The organism is Serratia sp. JKS000199, assembly GCF_900215455.1.
Taxonomy (GTDB): domain Bacteria; phylum Pseudomonadota; class Gammaproteobacteria; order Enterobacterales; family Enterobacteriaceae; genus Serratia; species Serratia ureilytica.
The window spans coordinates 2568357-2585499 of record NZ_LT907843.1 but is presented as its reverse complement, the minus strand read 5'-3'; the positions used below and the strand labels follow the sequence as shown (position 1 = coordinate 2585499).

Below are 17143 nucleotides of genomic sequence, written 5' to 3'. Positions count from 1 at the left end.
GGGGGCGAACCGCCTTCATCTCCTCGTTTAAACGCTGTCTTCAGCGATCAGCACCTCAGTAATATCAATGCGATGCAGCAGCTTTCTCTGTTTCTCATGGCTGATTTTCTTCATGCGGCGCAGCCGGTACAGCTCTTCTCTTTCCGCGTGCAACGAGGCTAAGTACAGCTGCTTTTCCAGCCGCTTCAGCGCCACGATATTCTTAACGTCTTCTTTGGTCAGAATTTTACGTTGCAGCACGTCCAGCATCCGCCGCGTCGTTTCTTCAATCAGTTCCGGCGTGGCGTCGTCCGGCGGGGCGACGAGCAGCTTTTCCTTGGTTTCGTTGACGGCCTTGGTCGCCGCGCTCGCCAAGGCTTCTGAAACGGAGAAAGCCTCTTCCTGATCTTCTTCCGGCGGCAGATTGCCGCGCAACAGGAAGGGCAGCGTGACGATGCCGACGACGATCGAGAGCAAGATGACTCCTGAGGCGATAAACACCAGCTGATACCGCCCCGGGAATGGCGAGCCATCCAATAGAAACAGCGGAATTGACAGCACGCCCGCCAGGGTCACCGCCCCTCGCACCCCGGCAAAGGCGGCGACGAACAGATCGCGCGTGCTGAATTTCGAAAATAACAGCGGATCTTTGCGCATCAGGGTCGCGCTGCCGACCTTCATCAGCCACAGCCAAATCAAACGCACGGCGATCAAACTAAAATAGATGATCACCACGTAAGCCAGCAGTGTCTCCAGGCTGATGGAATGATCGATACCGGTTTGCGCCACGGTGAAGTTCAAGATGCCCGGCAGCTGCAGCCCAAGCAGAATAAACACCATGCCGTTAAACACGAACTCGAGCATTTCCCAAATATTATTGGTGCGTAAACGCACCAGCGGCATGCTGCGATTCACTTTGGATTGGCCAATCATCATGCCGGCGCTGACGGCGGCCAGGATGCCGGATACGCCGATTCTTTCCGCAATCAGATAGCAGGAAAAGGGCAGTAACAGCGAGAAAATAATCTGGGTGGCGGAATCGTTATACATCCATTTATGGATGAACTTAACCATTTGATTATAGAGAAAGACAATAATGATGCCGCACAGCACCCCGCCAATCGATACCTGAAGAAAGGTCAGAAAGGCGCTCTCCAGGGTAAACGCCATCGCGCCGAGCGCGACAGCGATGGAGAAGTTGAGGGAAACCAACCCGGAGGCGTCGTTCATCAGCGCCTCCCCTTCAATTACGCTCATCACGGGTTTGGGCATGCGTCCTTTACCGACGATGCCGGACAGCGCCACGGCGTCCGTTGGCGACAGAACGGCGGCCAGGGCAAATGCGGCGGCGAGGGGGATTGACGGGAGCAGGAAGTGGATCAGATAACCCACCCCGACGACCGTGATGATCACCAGCACCAGGGCCAGACAAAGGATTTCTCTGCCGTAATGGATGAACTCTTGCGCCGGCGTTTTCCAACCGTCGGCGAACAGCAGCGGGGGAATAAACAGCATCAAGAAAAGCTCGGGATTGAAGTCGATATGCAACCCAAACTGCGGCCAGGCCAACACGGCGCCAACGATGATTTGCATCAGCGGAAGCGGGATTTGGAAGGGCAATATGCGCGTCACGACGCCGGACAACGAGACGGTGAGCAATAAGATCAATATGGTGAAGAATGTTTCCATCGTGAACCTTTTGTGGATTTAATTTTTCTCGCCGTTATCAAACGGTTTTTCTGCATGCCGCCCCTCAGGCGGGCTCGTCGGCCAAGGCTGAACAGCGGCCACGGCGGCCGCTGTCGATAAAGAAAGCGCAGTTGAGCAAGGCCGGTCTTCGCCCCGCTTGCCTGTGGAATGGCGCAGGCAAACGGGGCAAAGGGTTAAGGCAGCGCAAACGCCATCACGTAATCGCCGGTTTCTGACGAATGCGCGGCGCCGCCGACCACAATAACGATGTATTGCTTGCCGGTTTTAGGCGAAACGTAGCTCATCGGCGTCGCGCTCGCGCCGACCGGCAGCGCATATTTCCAGACTTCTTTGCCGGTGCTGCTGTTATAGGCGCGCAGATAATAGTCCTGGAAGCCGGCGAAGAAGACCAGGCCGCCGGCGGTCGTCATGGTGCCCGCGTAGGTGGGCATGCCAACCGGCATCGGCAGGTGCGATCTGATGCCCAGCGGCCCCATTTTTTCGGCGGTGCCGGCCGGTATCTGCCAGGCGATCTTTTTGTTTTTGTAATCGACGGCGGTGATCGTGCCGTAAGGGGGTTGGTTGCAAGGCACTTCGAGCGGCGACATCCACATCAACGTGATCATGCCGTATGGCGTGCCGATCATGGGAGAAGGCCCGTGGCCATCGATCACTTTTTGCGGGTACTGCTTCGCGACGCGTTCATAGCTGTCGCGCGCCACTAACCAAAACACATTCGGGATGCGCACATCGTTCATGTAAGCCATATGGTTTACAGGATCAATCGACATGCTCCCCCAGTTGAGTCCGCCTAAATTGCCGGGCTGCTCGAGCGTTGGGCGGGTGCCGATCGGGGTCATGTCGCCCTGGTAATTCATCTGTTTGAACAGGATGCGGCAGGCCATCTGGTCAAACAGGGTGGTGCCCCACATTTTTTCTTCGGTCAGGCGCTCGGCGCCAATGGTCGGCATGCCGACGGAGAACGGCTGGGTTGGCGAGAGGCGCTCTTCCTCTGCGGCGCCTTGCGTCGGCACGGCTTTCTCTTCAACCTGCGCCAGCGGTTTGCCGGTCTCCCGGTTCAGGTAGAAAATCTGCCCGCGTTTGGTGCCGAGCAAAAGGGCGGGCACCGGGCGATGTTGCTCATCAAAACCGTCTACCAGCGCGGGTTGGGACGCGAGGTCATAATCCCAAATGTCGTGATGCGTGGTTTGGAATTTCCAGCGCTCACGGCCTGTTTCAATATCAATGGCGACCAGGGCAGAGTTGTACTCATCCGAATTTTCCGGGCGATTCATGCCGTAATAGTCGGGCGTTGCATTGCCAAGCGGCGCATACAACAAGCCTAATTTGTCGTCATAGGCGGCGGTGGTCCACATATTCGGCGTGCCGCGCGTATAGGTGCTTCCGGCCGGCGGAGCCTTGGTGATGCCCGGATTGCCTAAGTCCCACGCCCAGTCCAACTCGCCGGTTTTGGCGTCGAACGCCCTGATGACGCCGGAAGGCTCGCCTTTCATTACGTTATCGATAACCCAGCCGCCGACGATAATCTTCCCTCTGGCGATGGTCGGCGCCGAGGTTTGGAAGTAATAACCCGGTTTGACTTCCCCCATATGCTGGCCGAGATTCACCTCACCGTTTTGACCGAAGGCGGGGCATTTCTGGCCCGTTTTGGCATCCAGCGCAATGAGGCGGGCATCGATCGTGGTGTGAACGATCGTTTTCTCGCACAGAGCGCCTGGCGCAACCTCCTCATTTTTGTAGTAGCCAAGCCCGCGGCAGCGTTGCCAAACGGGGGAGGTGGAATGCGAGTCAAATTTCCAGCGCGCTTTACCCGTATCGGCATCGATAGCGGTGATAAGACCGTTGGGCGTGCAGCTATACACCACATCATCAATCGCGAGCGGGGTATTTTGGTCCACGCCCGGCCGGAAATCGCCGGTGCGATACACCCAGGCGAGTTTCAGATCTTTGACGGTTGAACGGTTCACCTGATTGAACGGCGCGTAGCGCGTTCCTTCCGTCGTGCGGCCATAGGCGCTCCAATCGGCAGGCGCATTGTCGCTTTTGCTCTCGATAAACGTCACGTCGCCAGCAGGGGTAATTTCGCCATGGGGAAAGAAGGCGCCGATAAAGAAAGCGACAAAGGCCACGGATAATGCCGAACCGGCGATGTAAGCCTGCTTTTGACTCTTGGCGCCGTGCAGGTACGAGGGAAGTAAAAACGCGGCGATAATAGAGAGGCCGGCGGGCACCAGCAGACGAGGGAACAATGCCCAGTAGTTAAGCCCCGATTCCCAAAGCGCCCACAGCACCGTCATCAAAAACAGCAGGCCGGTTAAGTAACAAGCCGATTTGCTGCGCTTGAGGACCAGCACTGCGGCGGCGATGTAGCCTATCCCGGTAATGGCATAGTAGAACGATCCGCCGAGGGCGATCAGCCAAATTCCCCCCACGGTTAACGCGACGCCAGAAAAAACCAGCAAGCAAAAGAACGTGATTATTGCGGCTCTCTTACCAAACGATGTTCTAATCATATGTTTTCCTTTGACTTTTAAATCCACATTGGATCACCATCCCATCGCTGCCAACGCGTGAAAATGCCGGCGCGAAAGGCAAGGCATGTCCCGCCTTGAGACTTTTTATTCTTTAACGCTTTAGGGGCATTGAGTTGTCGTTTTGATATCCATTTCAACAGTGGCCATTGCGGCTTGGATCAGTCGCCAGACCAAGATAAGGGGTTTTTATTGGGCGATGACAGAACGCGCGCGATAAAAATAACCATCAACATTTTTATTTAATACCGGGTTGTAACCGTCTCGCAGAGATACGGTTTTGGGTGCGCTGGGCAATCCGATATTTTATTGCAGTGATAAGCGCATTGAATGAAAGAGCCTCTCTGGACTAATTATTTAGAGTGATGATGAATGCGAAATTGCTTTTAATCACGAGGTTGCGTAGAGGTTTACCCTGCGTTGAGTTCAGGGTGAAACATCATTCTTTATCAAGCCGGTGTCGATAGAAACGGCGAAAAAAATGATTTAATGCCATTCTTTCCCCATCGACATAGACAATATAACCTTTCCCGCGTTCGCCGACGGTGACTTTTTCAACATTAACATTAGGATAGTGTTTTTTTAGGTTTTTAGACCATACTTGAATACTCATAATTCTATTTTCCTGACGCGCTTTATTCTTGTTTAAGGCATATTGATAGCACCCGTAAAAATAAGTCTCGTAGAAATAAAATATCGTCACTACCTGGGGATGTCTACAAGCGTGCGGGCGGGATAAAGCGAAAAATGCCGGTTGCGCTCAGGCGGGGTATTTAGTGCAAATAGAATAAAAACAATAAGTTATCCAATCGGCCGCACAAAAAGTAAATGTGGGTAACACATTGATATTTAAGGTTTTGGTACGTAAGTCATATCGAAGTCAACGCTTAACGGATAAGCGGTAATTCCTTGTGGGGGCGAGAAGAACTCATCTTGGCGCGATCTTCATGGCGATATTGACGTGTTTTCCAATTAGATAAGTCTTAAAGTTGGCGCTTTGCAGCGAGTGGGTAATGAGTGGTTTTGAGCCTAAATTCAGCATAAATCTTTATTGTTTAATATAAATCATTACCCTTTTTAATAAATGGCAACGCCGATAGTGACAGGGTTACCGCGCTGGCCCTGGCGCTACCTCTTTCTCTCTGTGCTTGATAGGGAAGACAATGGGGATATAGGTCTTCATCTCTATTCTATCGCCGCCTTTGGGGGTGATAATTTCAATGAGAAAGCGATCGATCATGCCAACTTTATTTATCGGGAATGATTTGGTGTAGATACTTTGCGTGAATTTTTGCGCCTCATCGCTTGCGCCGTCATAACTGAACTCTGCATAAAGTTGCATGTCTTTTTTTCCCTGGGCGTCGGCCAGAGAGGCAAGCACGCTGCCAAGACAGTCTTCTTCAGAAATATAGAGGGTCTTCAAATAGATGCTGACGTAATTCTCTTTCTTGATGCTCGCGCCAAAATTGAAAAAGTTAATCACGCCGCTATCCGTTTTTTTCATGTTATCAATTGCCGCCAATCGCAGCGCGGAAACCGCAGGATGGAAGTGATCTATCTCTGCATCAACGCCATCCCCTGAATCGTCGAAAAATTTTGGCAGGTGCACATAGCGATGCTCGGGAATGCCGTCGAGAAACAGCAATGGGATGGCGGAGGACACGTCCCACGATTTACTTTTGCGATACTGCATCGGCGAGGTTCTGAATTGCTTGCGAAACGCCCGTTCAAAGGATTGATATGACTGAAAGTTCAGCGCTTTAACGATATCGGAAATAGAGAGGTTCGTCGCTTTCAACATAAATGCGGCGCGAATGAGTTTTCTGCCCCTCACATAGCTCCCGAAAGTCATCCCTGTTTCATCTTTAAACGCTTTTTGGATATGCCCGCGTGAATATCCGCTTTTTTCTGACAGCATCTCAACGGTGAGCTTCTCATTGAACCCACTTTCTTCCACCCAGGCGAGCAGCTCCTCAATGACTTTGGTTATAAACATGCAGGAGCTCCCTTTTAGTTATCTGCCTAATGGTTGCGTTGGGTAAAATAACGCGTTATCGGTATTCAGCGATAAGCCCCCAATTTATCCGTTCTTTTAGGAAATATCCTGAGTATAGAACGCTTGCAATATTAACGCGGTAAATTAAAAAAAATGTACTTAAAAGTGTCATTTACCAAATAGCAGCGTATGGCTAAGAAGGAGAAAGTACAGGGATACATTTTAAGTGTATTAATTTATTGATTTTTATGAGTTTGTATGAATGAGTCAAGGTGGTGGGAGCACATTTTTTGCTCATTGATAGATAAAAACTCTATATGGCTGTCAATTTATTGACAGTAACATCTTTTCGAATCGAAATAATTAACTATTCTATGTTTAAGAGTGGGTGGTTAAGCGGCAAATAGGCCAGGCAGGGGATTGCGTAATTAAATAATGGTTAATCCAAGGGGGTATCAAGGATAATGACATTCAGGGAGGAGTATGAGGGGGGTATTTTCACGAAAAATAGCGTTTGCTATTTATCTTCTGGCTGTGGCCTGCGTTTTTTGAGGCAGAATAAACGCTGAGCGTTTTCTGTCTTGGCGTCCGTGGTTTATCAGCGTTTTTCCACACGACTTCTTTGTGAATCTCATCTTGTGCGAGAGGTGAATCGGCATCTTTCGCCCTGGAAATGATTTTTGTGCAACGTGATGCGTGGATATATTTGAACGGATATGGGAATGCCATTCTTCGAAAGAAAGCAAGCCGGACAGCTTTTGGTTCCGCAAGAAGAGAGATGCATTCAATAATAAAAATAGCAAGATGACAGGCTTTACTATGGATTGTTCTAACAAGTTCAGACGCAATATTTTAGATGAGATAATCGCTATCATTGAAAAAGCTATTGATACACAAAGCCATGTATCAATAAGGGCGCTATCCATTAAGTCAGGGTATTCCATCGGGCATTTACAGCGGATGTTCTATTTGTATGAAGGGATGAAGATAGGGACTTATATCAGAAAGCGCAGACTAAGCCGCGCGACGTTATTGCTGAAATGTACCGATATGAAGATCTATGAAATCGCGTTGCTCTCCGGGTTTAGTTCTCAGCAATCATTTAGCCGTGCGTTTTCAAATCAATTCGGTTGCCCGCCGAGAACATTCAGAACCCTGCGCGATTGGCCTTTTCTCAATTATCAACCGATTATTGGCTTCGATAAAGAGCCTTTCCCCAGCAGCATCGTGTACTTGAATTTGCATGAGTATTACGAGAATAAAAGGATCGTGCAACTGCTTTCGCCGGTAATCAGCCGGGGGCAGATGAAGGTAAACGTAAAGAATCCAATAACCTGTAGCCTGTACAACGCATCGGCAAAGTACATTGCGATCAGACGCAATGAAAAAAAGATGAGCGAAAATGAGTTCATCCTATCGCTCTATGAGGGGGTGTTGGCTTCCCTGGATATCTTCATCACGCAAAGCGTAATCTTTAAAATTCACGATCACTGCCCAGGTGAAAAGGAAAACGTCAGCATGTGGTATTTCATCCCGATAAAATGAGCTTTGTTTATCGCGCGCGGCAGCAGGTTGCCTGATCACAACGGAAAGCTTGGGTTATGCCATCGATATTTTGATGGCGCCCTCCCGTCAACGCCCCATAAGCCTGTTTCCGCCAACGGAACGGTTGGTGAGGGAGAAAAAAAACCGACCGCGAGGGTCGGTAAGCATGGGGTATTCAATAGGTATGACAACACTACAAGTAAATAATAGCGCGCGTTGAGGTTTTGTCTTTACCGAAAAGTGTTATCTCACGGAACAATAGACTCGGCATGCGCGCATCCTCTTTGGCAATAAGACGTGGGGCCTGCGACGCGCAGGCGTCATGAAATGAAGATAAAAAAAGCCGGCGATTAACGCCGGCCAATGAAACATCGACAATCTCTCTGAGATGCACGGCCTTACACGGGAAATAAGACCATGCAGTTGCTATGTAATCCTACCTGGCGCGTTTTTTTTTACCAAAAAGCGATATTTTTTGGCAGGGGAGGTGGGGGAATAAAAAAGCCGGTCGTGACGACCGGCGAATGCGAAAATAACAGGGTAACGTTAATTGAAAGTGCACATAAAATGATAGCGAATTAATCCTAGCACTGACATCGGCGGTATATTTTACCTAAAAATGTCTTTGCGGCATTGGCATTACCGCCCGGCTCCGACGGCGGTATGAGTTTGTGCGCAGAGGAGAAAGGGCGGCCGATGCTGCGCCCTCCGAAGCCAGGCTAAGATCCCAGCGGCCAAACCGCCTCGCGCACGGCGATCGCTTTGGGCAACAGCCCCAGGGCGTAGAAGCGGTCGGCGATGCTTTGCTGCTGGCGGATCACCTGCAAATCCATGGCGCGGATCTCGTGGCTGCGGCGCGACAGCGCGAGTTCCAGCGAGGCGCTCGCCAGCCCCAGTTCGTCGGAAAGGTGACGAGCGGCTTCTCTCGGCTGCGCGGCAATGTAGCGGCCGGTGTGCTGCAATGCTTGCATCAGCGGCTGCAACAGATCGCCCGAGCGTTCGGCGAACTCGCGGCGCGCCAGATAGAATTGCTGATTGAGCACCCGTTGGGTGCCGTCGGCGATCACGCGCAGTTCCCCGCTGCGCTGCGCGTCGCTGAGCAGCGGATCCCACATCATCCAGGCGTCCACCGCCTGCAGGTCGGTCGCCGACAGCGGATACTTCGGCGGCGCATAGACGATGCGCACATCGTTCAACGTCATTCCCTGTTCGTCCAACATCTGCAGCAATAAATAGTGCACGTTGGAGCCTTTGTTGAGTGCGATGCGTTTGCCGCGCAGATCGGCGGCGCTGCGTATCGGGCTGTCTTGCGGCACCACCATCGCCACGCTTTGCGGGGCCGGCGGCTCAAACCCGACATACACCAGCGCGTTGCCCTGCGCCTGCGCGAAGATCGGCGGCACTTCGCCGGTGGTGCCGAAGTCTATTTCATCGCCGTCGAGCGCGTGCAGCAGCTGCGGCCCGGCGGGAAACTCGCTCCACAGTACGCTGATGCGCTGTGCGGCGAAGTGCTGTTCCAGGCTTTGCCGCGCCTTGAGCACGCCGAGGTTGCCAAATTTTTGATAGCCGATACGCAGTTCGCGTTCGGGCAGCGGCGCTGCGCTGATGGCCGGCGAATGCGCGGGCGCGCCGACGCTGCGGCGGCGCGGTTTGATCAGGCCAAGATGCGCCAAATGGGTGCGCAGGGTATTGCGGCTGACGCCGAGCAAGGCCGCCGCCTGCAGCTGGTTGCCGCCGCTGCGTTCGAAGGCGTTGCGCACCAGCGCATCCAGCACCCGTTGGTAGAGCTGGGTACCGTCGCCTTGCAACTGCTGCTGCACGAAGCGATCGATGGCGTCGTCACCGCCGCCGCCGTGATCCGTCAGGCGTTGCGTGAGCCGCAGTTGCTGCGGGGCGATCGGCCCCTCCTGGCTCAGCAAGACCGCATTATGCAGCGTGTTCTCCAGCTCGCGCACGTTGCCGGGCCAGGGGTAGTCCAGCAGCGCCTGCTGCGCCTCCACCGTCAACTGCAGCGGCGGCCGTCCCAGCCGGCGGGCGTACAGCGCAAGAAAGTGTCTGGTCAGCGCCGGAATGTCCTCCGGCCGCTGGCGCAACGGGGGTAAGGTCACCGCCGCGACGTTCAGCCGGTAATAGAGATCTTCGCGGAAGCGTCGTTGGCGGATTGCGCCGGCCAGATCGACGTGGGTGGCGGCGATGACCCGCACATCGATCTTCAGCGGTTTGCGCGAACCGACGCGGGTGATTTCTCGTTCCTGCAACACGCGCAGCAGCTTGACCTGCAGCGACAGGTTGAGTTCGCCGATCTCGTCCAGCAGCAGGGTGCCGCCTTCCGCCGCTTCGAACCAGCCCTGATGGGTGCCGACGGCGCCGGTGAAGGCGCCTTTCTCATGGCCGAACAATTCGGCTTCCGCCAGGCTTTCCGTCAGCGCGCCGCAGTTGACCGCCAAAAAAGGGCGATGGCGGCGCGCGCTGTGGTGGTGCAGATAGCGCGCCACCACCTCTTTGCCGGTGCCGGTTTCGCCGACGATCAGTACGGTGGCGTCGGTGGGGGCCAGCCGATCGAGCACGCTTTGCAGAGCGAGCGACGCCGGATCGATCAGCACCGGTTTGTCGGCGGCGAACGGTTGGGGATCGTACATGGGCGTCTCCTGGCTGACGGCGAAGGGGGAAAAAAATCTTATCCCAGCCCATGAGCGGCCGCGAGAGGGTAAAAGGCGCACGGTGCTGCATTGGCAACAGCTTTTCGCCGCCGCCTGCTGCCAATGCAGCAGCGCTTGGGCGGTGATGTCTTTTCAACGCATTGATATGCATTGCTTTTTAAAATCCGCCACTGTGGCATGCATCCTGCTTTTCGTTTTATAACCAAGCAAGATTTTTCTATCGATAAATATTGAGAATAGTTATATAGGAAAAGCATAAATGACTGAGTCAGCGAAAGAACGCATCAACGTTTTCTGGTTTCTGCCGACCCACGGCGATGGCCGCTATCTGGGCACGGCGCAGGGCGGGCGCCCGGTAGACCTGCCTTACTTGCAGCAAGTGGCGCTGGCCGCCGATAACCTTGGCTATTACGGCGTGCTGATCCCAACCGGTAAAAGCTGCGAGGATTCCTGGCTGGTGGCGGCGGCGCTGGCGCCGATCACCCGTCGGTTGCGCTATCTGGTGGCGGTGCGCCCCGGCCTGCAGCCGCCGAGTCTGGCGGCGCGCATGGCCGCGACGCTGGACCGGTTGTCGGACGGGCGCCTGCTGATCAACGTGGTGACCGGCGGCGATCCGGTGGAAAACAAAGGGGATGGCATCTTCCTCAGCCATGCCGAACGCTACGAGGTGACACAGGAATTTCTCACGGTGTATCAACGGCTGCTGCAAGGGGAGAAGGTGGATTTCAGCGGTAAGCATATTCGCGTCGAAGGCGCCGAGTTGCTGTTCCCGCCGGTGCAGGAAAACGGCCCGCCGCTCTATTTCGGCGGCTCGTCGCCGGAAGCGATCGACATCGCCGCCGGGCAGATCGACACCTACCTGACCTGGGGCGAGCCGCTGGCTCAGGTGGCGGAAAAGCTGGCGGCGGTGCGCCAGCGCGCCGAGCGGCAGGGACGTAAACTCAGCTACGGCATTCGCCTGCACGTTATCGTGCGCGAAACCGAAGACGAAGCCTGGGCGGCGGCTGAGCGCCTGATCGCGCATCTGGATGACGACACCATCGCGGCGGCGCAGCAGATCTTTGCGCGCATGGACTCCACCGGCCAGCGCCGCATGAGCGAGCTGCATGGCGGCTCGCGCGAGAGTCTGCACATCGGCCCCAACCTGTGGGCTGGCGTCGGCCTGGTGCGCGGCGGCGCCGGCACCGCGTTGGTGGGCAATCCGCAGCAGGTGGCGGCGCGCATACGCGAGTATCAGGCGCTGGGCATCGACAATTTCATCCTTTCCGGCTATCCGCATCTGGAAGAGGCCCACCGCTTCGCCGAACTGGTGATGCCGCTGTTGCCGCTGGCGCAGCCGGCCCATCAGACGGCCCGCACGATCAATACCGGCCCGTTCGGCGAAACCATCGGCGGCGATCGTCGTCCCGGCCCGGTACAGCGGGAGGGCTGATGGCGAAGCGTGCCCATATTATCGTTATCGGCGGTGGTTTCACCGGCGCGGCGCTGGCGATCCAGCTGGCGCGCGGAGCGGTGGATGTCACGGTGATCGAACCGCGCGCGGCGCCGGGCTATGGCGTGGCCTACTCGACCCCCGAACCGACCCACCGCATCAACGTCCCGGCCGATCGGATGCAGCTGGCGGATGAGCCGGCGGGGGATTTTGACCGCTGGTATCGCCTGGGCGGCGGATTGGTGGCCGATCCGCAGGCGTTGTGGCGCGACGGTAAAGCCTATCCGCAGCGCGGCGCCTTCGGCCGCTATGTCGAGGAACGTTTCCATCAGGCGGCGCAGTCGGGCCAGGCCCGCTTGCGGCACCTGCGCGATCGGGCGCTGCGCCTGCAGCCGCAGGCGCAGGGCGCGACCGTCATCACCGCCGGCGGCGAACGGCTGTGGGGCGACTATGTGGTGTTGGCGACCAGTCATCCGCCGCCCGCGCTGCCGCGGCAGATCGCCCCGGAGCTGGCGCGCGATGCGCGTCTGATCGCCAATCCCTGGGCGGCGGAGGCGCTGGACGAAGTTGAACCCGGTGAGGCGTTGGCGATCGTCGGCACTGGGCTGACGATGGCCGATACGGTGGCGGCGTTGCACCGCCGCGGGCATCGCGGGCCGATTACCGCCTTCTCTCGTCACGGCCTGCTGCCGCGCCCCAATGCCGAAGGGGAGTACCCGACATGGTCGTTTGCCCCGCCCGCCGGACTGCGCGATGGGGTGCGGCAGGTGCGCCTTGAGGTGGCGCGCGCTGCTCGGCAACGGGTGCCGTGGCAGGCGGTGTTGGACGCGGTGCGCGCCCAGGGGCAGCGCCTGTGGCAAGCGTTGACGCCGACCGAACAGCAGCGCTTTCTGCGGCATTTGCGCGCCTATTGGGACGTGCATCGCTATCGCCTTGCGCCGCAGGTGAGCACGCTGCTGGCGGAGCAACAGGCGGCGGGCACGCTGCAGGTATTGGCCGCTCGTTTGCGTAGAGCGGAGCGAACGCCGCAGGGCGTAAGGTTGACGATTCTGCCGCGCCAAGGCGCAGAGCGTGCGCTGCAGGCGCAGCGGCTGCTGATCACCACGGGCCCGGCCCATGCCGGGCTGATCGCCTCCAGCCCCTTGCTCCATTCACTGGCGGAGCAGGGGGCGCTGCGCGCCGATCCGCTGGGGCTGGGGCTGTGGGTCAATGCTGACAGCCAGGCGATCGGCGGCGACGGCCTGGCCAACCCGCGCCTGCTGGTGGCCGGCCCGGCGGCGCGCGGCCGCTTCGGCGAACTGATGGGGCTGCCGCAGGTGGCGGAACACGCCGAAAGCGTCGCGCGTCATCTGCTGGCGGCGATCGCCGCCGGAGGGTGACAGCGCGGTTTGCCGGCAGGCTCAAGCGTCAGTCCGCCCACACCTGCGTGCTGCGCGGGCTGTCCATCTGATAATCCGAATAGGGGCGGGTGAAGAACTCGCGCCCCAACTCGCGGGCGGCCCGCAGCGGGTTGCGCGGATCGCGGGCGATCTCGCCGCGTTGGTTGCCGGCGCCGTGCACCAGCCCAACGAAGGCGGAATGGGTGTAGCGGCTGAACTCCTGGATCTGATGCACGATGCCCAGCGCCGCGCCGGGGTAGGTCTCTTCCGACGCCACCGCCAGCCCGATGCGCTTGCCGCTCATGCGTTGGTGCACGTCCGCCGCCTGAGGGTAGGCATTGGAATAGAAGCTGAACGAGCGATCGAAAAAGGCCTTGGTTTGCGCCGACATGCCGTACCAGTAAATCGGCGTGCAAAATACCGCGCCGTCGGCCGGCAGGAAGTGCTCCAGGAACAGCTCGGCGTAGCGATCGGCCGGCGGCGGCGTATGGCGTTCATCGCTCAGAAAACCGCTCAGGTAATCGTCGAGAAAATGCAGGCTGGCGACGGTGCCGGCTTCGGCGGCGCCCGCCATGATCGCCTGTGCCAGCGTGGCGCTGTTGCCGTCGCGGCGCGGGCTGCCGACCAGCACCGCCAAACGCTTGGGTTGATGAGTTGCATTCATGTCATATTCCTCTGTGTGAAATGAATTCAGCCTTACTCTAGAAACAAACCCCGGCGGGCGACAAATGACGGCTTTTCTGCCAGGATGAATTCAACTCACCTGGAGAGGCTTCGCCATGTTCGCCACGCTGCCCGTCAACGCATTACGCACCTTCGAATCCGCCGCTCGCCTGCGCAGCTTCAAGCTGGCGGCGGCCGAACTGGCGGTGACGCCGACGGCGATATCACACCAGATCAAAGCGTTGGAGCAGCAGTTGGGGTTTGCGCTGTTCGAGCGGGTGCCGCGCGGCGTGCGGCTGACACCGAAGGGGGAAACGCTGTTTGCCGGGGTGCACGGCGCGCTGCTGGACGTCGCCGCCACGCTCGAAGGCCTGCGGCCGCAGCCCAGCGCAGGATCGCTGTGCGTTTCGGTGACGCACTCGTTCGCGGCGCTGTGGCTGGTGCCGCGCCTGGGGCGCTTCTATCAGGCGTATCCGCACTATCTGGTGCGCCTGGAGGCCTGCGCCGAGGTGATCGATCTGCAGCAAGACGCCAGCGTGGACGTAGCGGTGCGCTACAGCCGCGCGCACTATCCCGCGCTGCATCAGGCGGCGCGGCTGGAGGAAAGCTTTGGCGTCTACGCCGCGCCGGGGCTGGCCGCCGCCGAGCCGGAAAATCCGGTGCTGATCACCGTCAAGTGGGGGGATTCGGCGCTGTACGACAGCGGCTGGCATGACTGGTGCCGGACCGCCGGGGTCGATTGGTGGCGACGCCATGCGGCGATGCGCAGCTATCACGAGGAGCATTACGCCCTGCAGGCGGCGGTGGCCGGGCAAGGGTGGGTGCTCGCCAGCTCGGTGATGGTGTCCGAGATGGTGGCCAACGGCCTGCTGGCGGCGTACCGGCCGGAGGTGCGCGTACCGGGCGCCGCATACAGCGTGCTGTGCGCGCCGGGGCGCGAGCGGCACCCGCCGGTCAGGGCGTTTCTGGCCTGGCTGCAGCAGGAATTGCCGCAGGACAATGGCACGAAATAAAAGTTTTACCGTCCTAAGCTGTGGGAATATCAGCGAACTTTTGTTTTTACTTCACTGCGAGAACCTATCATGAGCCAGCCAAGAATCTCCGATTACCCGATTGATGCGCAATTTATCGAGCGCTGGTCGCCGCGCGCGATGACCAACGACGCCATCGACGATCAAACGCTGCTGAGCTTCTTTGAAGCGGCGCGCTGGTCGCCTTCGGCCTACAACATTCAGCCGTGGCGCTTTGCCTACAGCAAGCACGGCTCCGACAGCTGGGAGAACTACCTGGAGTTCCTGATCGACTTCAACCGCGGCTGGGCGCAACACGCTTCGGCGCTGGTGGTGATCGTCTCCAAAACCACCAGCCTGAACGGCGAGCGGCTGGTGGACAACCCGACCCACGCGTTCGACACCGGCGCCGCCTGGGCCAACCTGGCGCATCAGGCGCACCTGAAAGGCTGGCTGACCCACTGCATGAGCGGCATTCACCACGACAAGATCAAAGCGGCGCTGCAGCTGCCGGACGACTATGCGGTGCACGCCATGGTGGCGATCGGCAAACCGGGCGACAAATCCCGCCTGCCGGATTTCCTGCAGGAAAAAGAGGCGCCGTCGGGCCGCCTGCCGCTGGGCAACACCGTCAGCGAAGGGCTGAATTTCACGCTGTGACCGCGCGTTCTCGCCGAGGCCCGCTTGGCGGGCCTTTTTTATGCGGCGAGTAAAACTTTGGGAGTATGTTCGCGTTCGCCCATTCGCTGTATATTTTGTTATATAGCGATTGCGTGATAAGGAGGAACCGATGGGGGATCATTTTGGCAAAGGGCTGTTGGCGGGATTAAAAGCGGACAACCTGAAACCCGAGGCGGAGCTGTCGCGCTTTTGCTCCGACTACAAGCGCGGTTTCGTGCTCGGCTATGCGCACCATTTGGCGCAGCGCTGCGGCGACGAGAACCGGGCGGCGTTCGAGGCCGGGCAGCTCAGCCGCGCCTATGGGCTTGGCAGCGAGCCGATGAGCGAGTTCTTCTCCGGCGGCGACAGCCGGTTGGCGGAGAAGTTTTTCCGCGCCGGCTATAACCGCCCGGCGCAGGGTTAGGGCAGACGGCCGTCAGGCGGCGCTCAGCACTGCCACCATATACACGCACGGTTGGTCGCTCTGATTTTCAAATCGGCAGTCCGCTGGCGGGCCGAGCTCCAGGCAGTCTCCCTCGGCCATCTCATGGCGCGCGTCACCCTCGATAAAGACCAATGCGCCGGATAAGACCCAGATCAGCTGACGTTTGAACGCGTACACCGAAGCCGGCATCGGGATCGCCGCGCCGGCCGGCAGTTCGATGCGCACCAGATCGAGCGGCAAATCGGTGCGGGGCGACACGTGGCGCCGCACGTAACCGCTCTCAGGATCGACCCAGATAGGTTGATCTTCCCGGCGCAGCAGCCGGCCTTCCTGCGTTTCCGCTCGGGCGATCAGCTTGGACATGCTGAGGCCGAACGCGCCCGCCAGTCTGCCCAACAGCATCGCCGTCGGGCTGCTCTCGCCGCGTTCGATCTTATGAACCATCGCCCGTGAGACACCCGCCCGTTCGGCCAAATCGGACAGCGACCAGTGGCGCGCTTCGCGTTCAATGCGAATGCGTGCGCCGATCAGCTGATTTAGATTGTCTAATTTAATATTCATATCGTAGTATTATAGTGGACAATTGGCCGGGGTAAACCATGATTATACGAAATGCGACGTTCAACGATAGCGCGGCGATTGCCGCTATCTATAACGACGCGGTGTTGAACAGCACCGCCATCTGGAATGAACAAACCGTGGATGCGGCCAATCGCGCGGCGTGGATCGGCGAACGGCAGGCGGCGGGTTACCCGGTGCTGGTGGCGGTGAACGCCGAGGACGAGGCGATCGGCTACGCGTCGTTCGGCGACTGGCGCGCCTGGGACGGCTATCGCCACACCGTGGAACATTCGGTGTATGTCCATCAGGCGCATCGCGGCGCAGGGATTGGCAAGGCACTGCTGCTGGCGCTGATCGCACGGGCGCGGGAAATCGGCAAACATGTGATGGTGGCCGGCATCGAATCCGGCAATCAGGCCTCGATTAAGCTGCATATGGCGCTCGGGTTCCGCGACGTGGGGCGCATGGAACAGGTGGGCGCCAAATTCGGCCAATGGCTGGATCTGACGTTCCTGCAACTGAGGCTCGACGAACGGGCGACGCCGCCCGCGCGCTGATCCCGGGAGACAGGG

General features: G+C 57.9%; 15 protein-coding genes. 8 read left to right on the top strand and 7 right to left on the bottom strand.

The genetic code is table 11. The annotated features are described in order from the left end of the window. Positions 1-27: 27 nt before the first annotated feature. The 4 genes from CPH57_RS12380 to CPH57_RS12370 all read right to left on the bottom strand — a co-directional run bounded on the left by CPH57_RS12380 (position 28) and on the right by CPH57_RS12370 (position 6216). Positions 28-1668, bottom strand: coding sequence for a Na+/H+ antiporter (locus CPH57_RS12380; RefSeq protein WP_016927100.1), 1641 nt, complete (start codon positions 1666-1668; stop codon positions 28-30). A 194-nt stretch (positions 1669-1862) separates the two neighbouring features. Then, on the bottom strand, positions 1863-4202 hold the full coding sequence (locus tag CPH57_RS12375) for a membrane-bound PQQ-dependent dehydrogenase, glucose/quinate/shikimate family (RefSeq protein ID WP_096242392.1): 2340 nt from the start codon (positions 4200-4202) through the stop codon (positions 1863-1865). 457 nt (positions 4203-4659) lie between these two features. Then, the gene (locus CPH57_RS24590) at positions 4660-4833 is read right to left on the bottom strand and encodes a hypothetical protein (RefSeq protein WP_154219870.1); all 174 of its coding nucleotides are present in this window, start codon (positions 4831-4833) and stop codon (positions 4660-4662) included. Positions 4834-5328: 495 nt separating this feature from the next. Continuing rightward, positions 5329-6216: a helix-turn-helix domain-containing protein gene (locus CPH57_RS12370; RefSeq protein WP_033643699.1), complete on the bottom strand. Its 888-nt coding sequence runs from the start codon at positions 6214-6216 to the stop codon at positions 5329-5331. A gap of 696 nt (positions 6217-6912) precedes the next feature. Between CPH57_RS12370 and CPH57_RS12365 the strand changes: the two genes are divergently transcribed. Further along, positions 6913-7761, top strand: coding sequence for a helix-turn-helix domain-containing protein (locus CPH57_RS12365; protein WP_223524802.1), 849 nt, complete (start codon positions 6913-6915; stop codon positions 7759-7761). 719 nt (positions 7762-8480) lie between these two features. Here CPH57_RS12365 and CPH57_RS12360 read toward each other — a convergent pair. Beyond that, on the bottom strand, positions 8481-10400 hold the full coding sequence (locus tag CPH57_RS12360; protein ID WP_047574558.1) for a sigma-54-dependent Fis family transcriptional regulator: 1920 nt from the start codon (positions 10398-10400) through the stop codon (positions 8481-8483). Between CPH57_RS12360 and CPH57_RS24370 the strand changes: the two genes are divergently transcribed. From CPH57_RS24370 to CPH57_RS12350, 3 genes are read left to right on the top strand one after another with little or no spacing between them, the layout of a single operon-like run. After that, entirely contained in the window at positions 10399-10623 is a 225-nt protein-coding gene (locus tag CPH57_RS24370) for a hypothetical protein (RefSeq protein WP_139120308.1), read from the top strand. The genes CPH57_RS12360 and CPH57_RS24370 overlap by 2 nt on opposite strands. Positions 10624-10680: 57 nt before the next feature. Further along, complete coding sequence (gene ssuD / locus CPH57_RS12355) at positions 10681-11853, top strand: FMNH2-dependent alkanesulfonate monooxygenase (RefSeq protein WP_096242391.1); 1173 nt, start codon at positions 10681-10683, stop codon at positions 11851-11853. Next, complete coding sequence (locus CPH57_RS12350) at positions 11853-13232, top strand: FAD/NAD(P)-binding protein (RefSeq protein ID WP_096242390.1); 1380 nt, start codon at positions 11853-11855, stop codon at positions 13230-13232. Before ssuD ends, CPH57_RS12350 begins: the two co-directional genes overlap by 1 nt. A gap of 28 nt (positions 13233-13260) precedes the next feature. On the opposite strand, the gene CPH57_RS12345 is transcribed toward CPH57_RS12350, so the two are convergent. Next, on the bottom strand, positions 13261-13896 hold the full coding sequence (locus CPH57_RS12345) for a flavodoxin family protein (RefSeq protein ID WP_042784975.1): 636 nt from the start codon (positions 13894-13896) through the stop codon (positions 13261-13263). A gap of 115 nt (positions 13897-14011) precedes the next feature. Here CPH57_RS12345 and CPH57_RS12340 point away from each other — a divergent pair, with 115 nt between their 5' ends. From CPH57_RS12340 to CPH57_RS12330, 3 genes are all read left to right on the top strand, one after another. Beyond that, entirely contained in the window at positions 14012-14908 is an 897-nt protein-coding gene (locus CPH57_RS12340; protein WP_096242389.1) for a LysR substrate-binding domain-containing protein, read from the top strand. A gap of 69 nt (positions 14909-14977) precedes the next feature. Beyond that, entirely contained in the window at positions 14978-15565 is a 588-nt protein-coding gene (locus CPH57_RS12335; protein ID WP_033643691.1) for a nitroreductase family protein, read from the top strand. Between the two features lie 130 nt (positions 15566-15695). Further along, positions 15696-15989, top strand: coding sequence for a DUF2623 family protein (locus CPH57_RS12330; protein WP_033643690.1), 294 nt, complete (start codon positions 15696-15698; stop codon positions 15987-15989). A 12-nt stretch (positions 15990-16001) separates the two neighbouring features. Here the strand turns inward: CPH57_RS12330 and CPH57_RS12325 are convergent, their stop codons facing one another. Continuing rightward, a complete protein-coding gene (locus CPH57_RS12325) occupies positions 16002-16571 on the bottom strand; it encodes an XRE family transcriptional regulator (protein ID WP_033651830.1) in 570 nt (189 codons plus the stop codon). 38 nt (positions 16572-16609) lie between these two features. On the opposite strand from CPH57_RS12325, the gene CPH57_RS12320 reads away from it, so the two are divergent. Next, on the top strand, positions 16610-17128 hold the full coding sequence (locus tag CPH57_RS12320; RefSeq protein WP_096242388.1) for a GNAT family N-acetyltransferase: 519 nt from the start codon (positions 16610-16612) through the stop codon (positions 17126-17128). The last annotated feature ends 15 nt before the right edge of the window (positions 17129-17143 follow it).

Coding starts and splice junctions, on each gene's coding strand:
- CPH57_RS12330 (WP_033643690.1), top strand. CDS start 15,696: ATGGGGGATCATTTTGGCAAAGGGCTGTTGGCGGGATTAAAAGCGGAC.
- CPH57_RS12375 (WP_096242392.1), bottom strand. CDS start 4,202: ATGATTAGAACATCGTTTGGTAAGAGAGCCGCAATAATCACGTTCTTT.
- CPH57_RS12320 (WP_096242388.1), top strand. CDS start 16,610: ATGATTATACGAAATGCGACGTTCAACGATAGCGCGGCGATTGCCGCT.
- CPH57_RS12350 (WP_096242390.1), top strand. CDS start 11,853: ATGGCGAAGCGTGCCCATATTATCGTTATCGGCGGTGGTTTCACCGGC.
- CPH57_RS24590 (WP_154219870.1), bottom strand. CDS start 4,833: ATGAGTATTCAAGTATGGTCTAAAAACCTAAAAAAACACTATCCTAAT.
- CPH57_RS12340 (WP_096242389.1), top strand. CDS start 14,012: ATGTTCGCCACGCTGCCCGTCAACGCATTACGCACCTTCGAATCCGCC.
- ssuD (WP_096242391.1), top strand. CDS start 10,681: ATGACTGAGTCAGCGAAAGAACGCATCAACGTTTTCTGGTTTCTGCCG.
- CPH57_RS12360 (WP_047574558.1), bottom strand. CDS start 10,400: ATGTACGATCCCCAACCGTTCGCCGCCGACAAACCGGTGCTGATCGAT.
- CPH57_RS12335 (WP_033643691.1), top strand. CDS start 14,978: ATGAGCCAGCCAAGAATCTCCGATTACCCGATTGATGCGCAATTTATC.
- CPH57_RS12345 (WP_042784975.1), bottom strand. CDS start 13,896: ATGAATGCAACTCATCAACCCAAGCGTTTGGCGGTGCTGGTCGGCAGC.
- CPH57_RS24370 (WP_139120308.1), top strand. CDS start 10,399: ATGGGCGTCTCCTGGCTGACGGCGAAGGGGGAAAAAAATCTTATCCCA.
- CPH57_RS12325 (WP_033651830.1), bottom strand. CDS start 16,571: ATGAATATTAAATTAGACAATCTAAATCAGCTGATCGGCGCACGCATT.
- CPH57_RS12380 (WP_016927100.1), bottom strand. CDS start 1,668: ATGGAAACATTCTTCACCATATTGATCTTATTGCTCACCGTCTCGTTG.
- CPH57_RS12370 (WP_033643699.1), bottom strand. CDS start 6,216: ATGTTTATAACCAAAGTCATTGAGGAGCTGCTCGCCTGGGTGGAAGAA.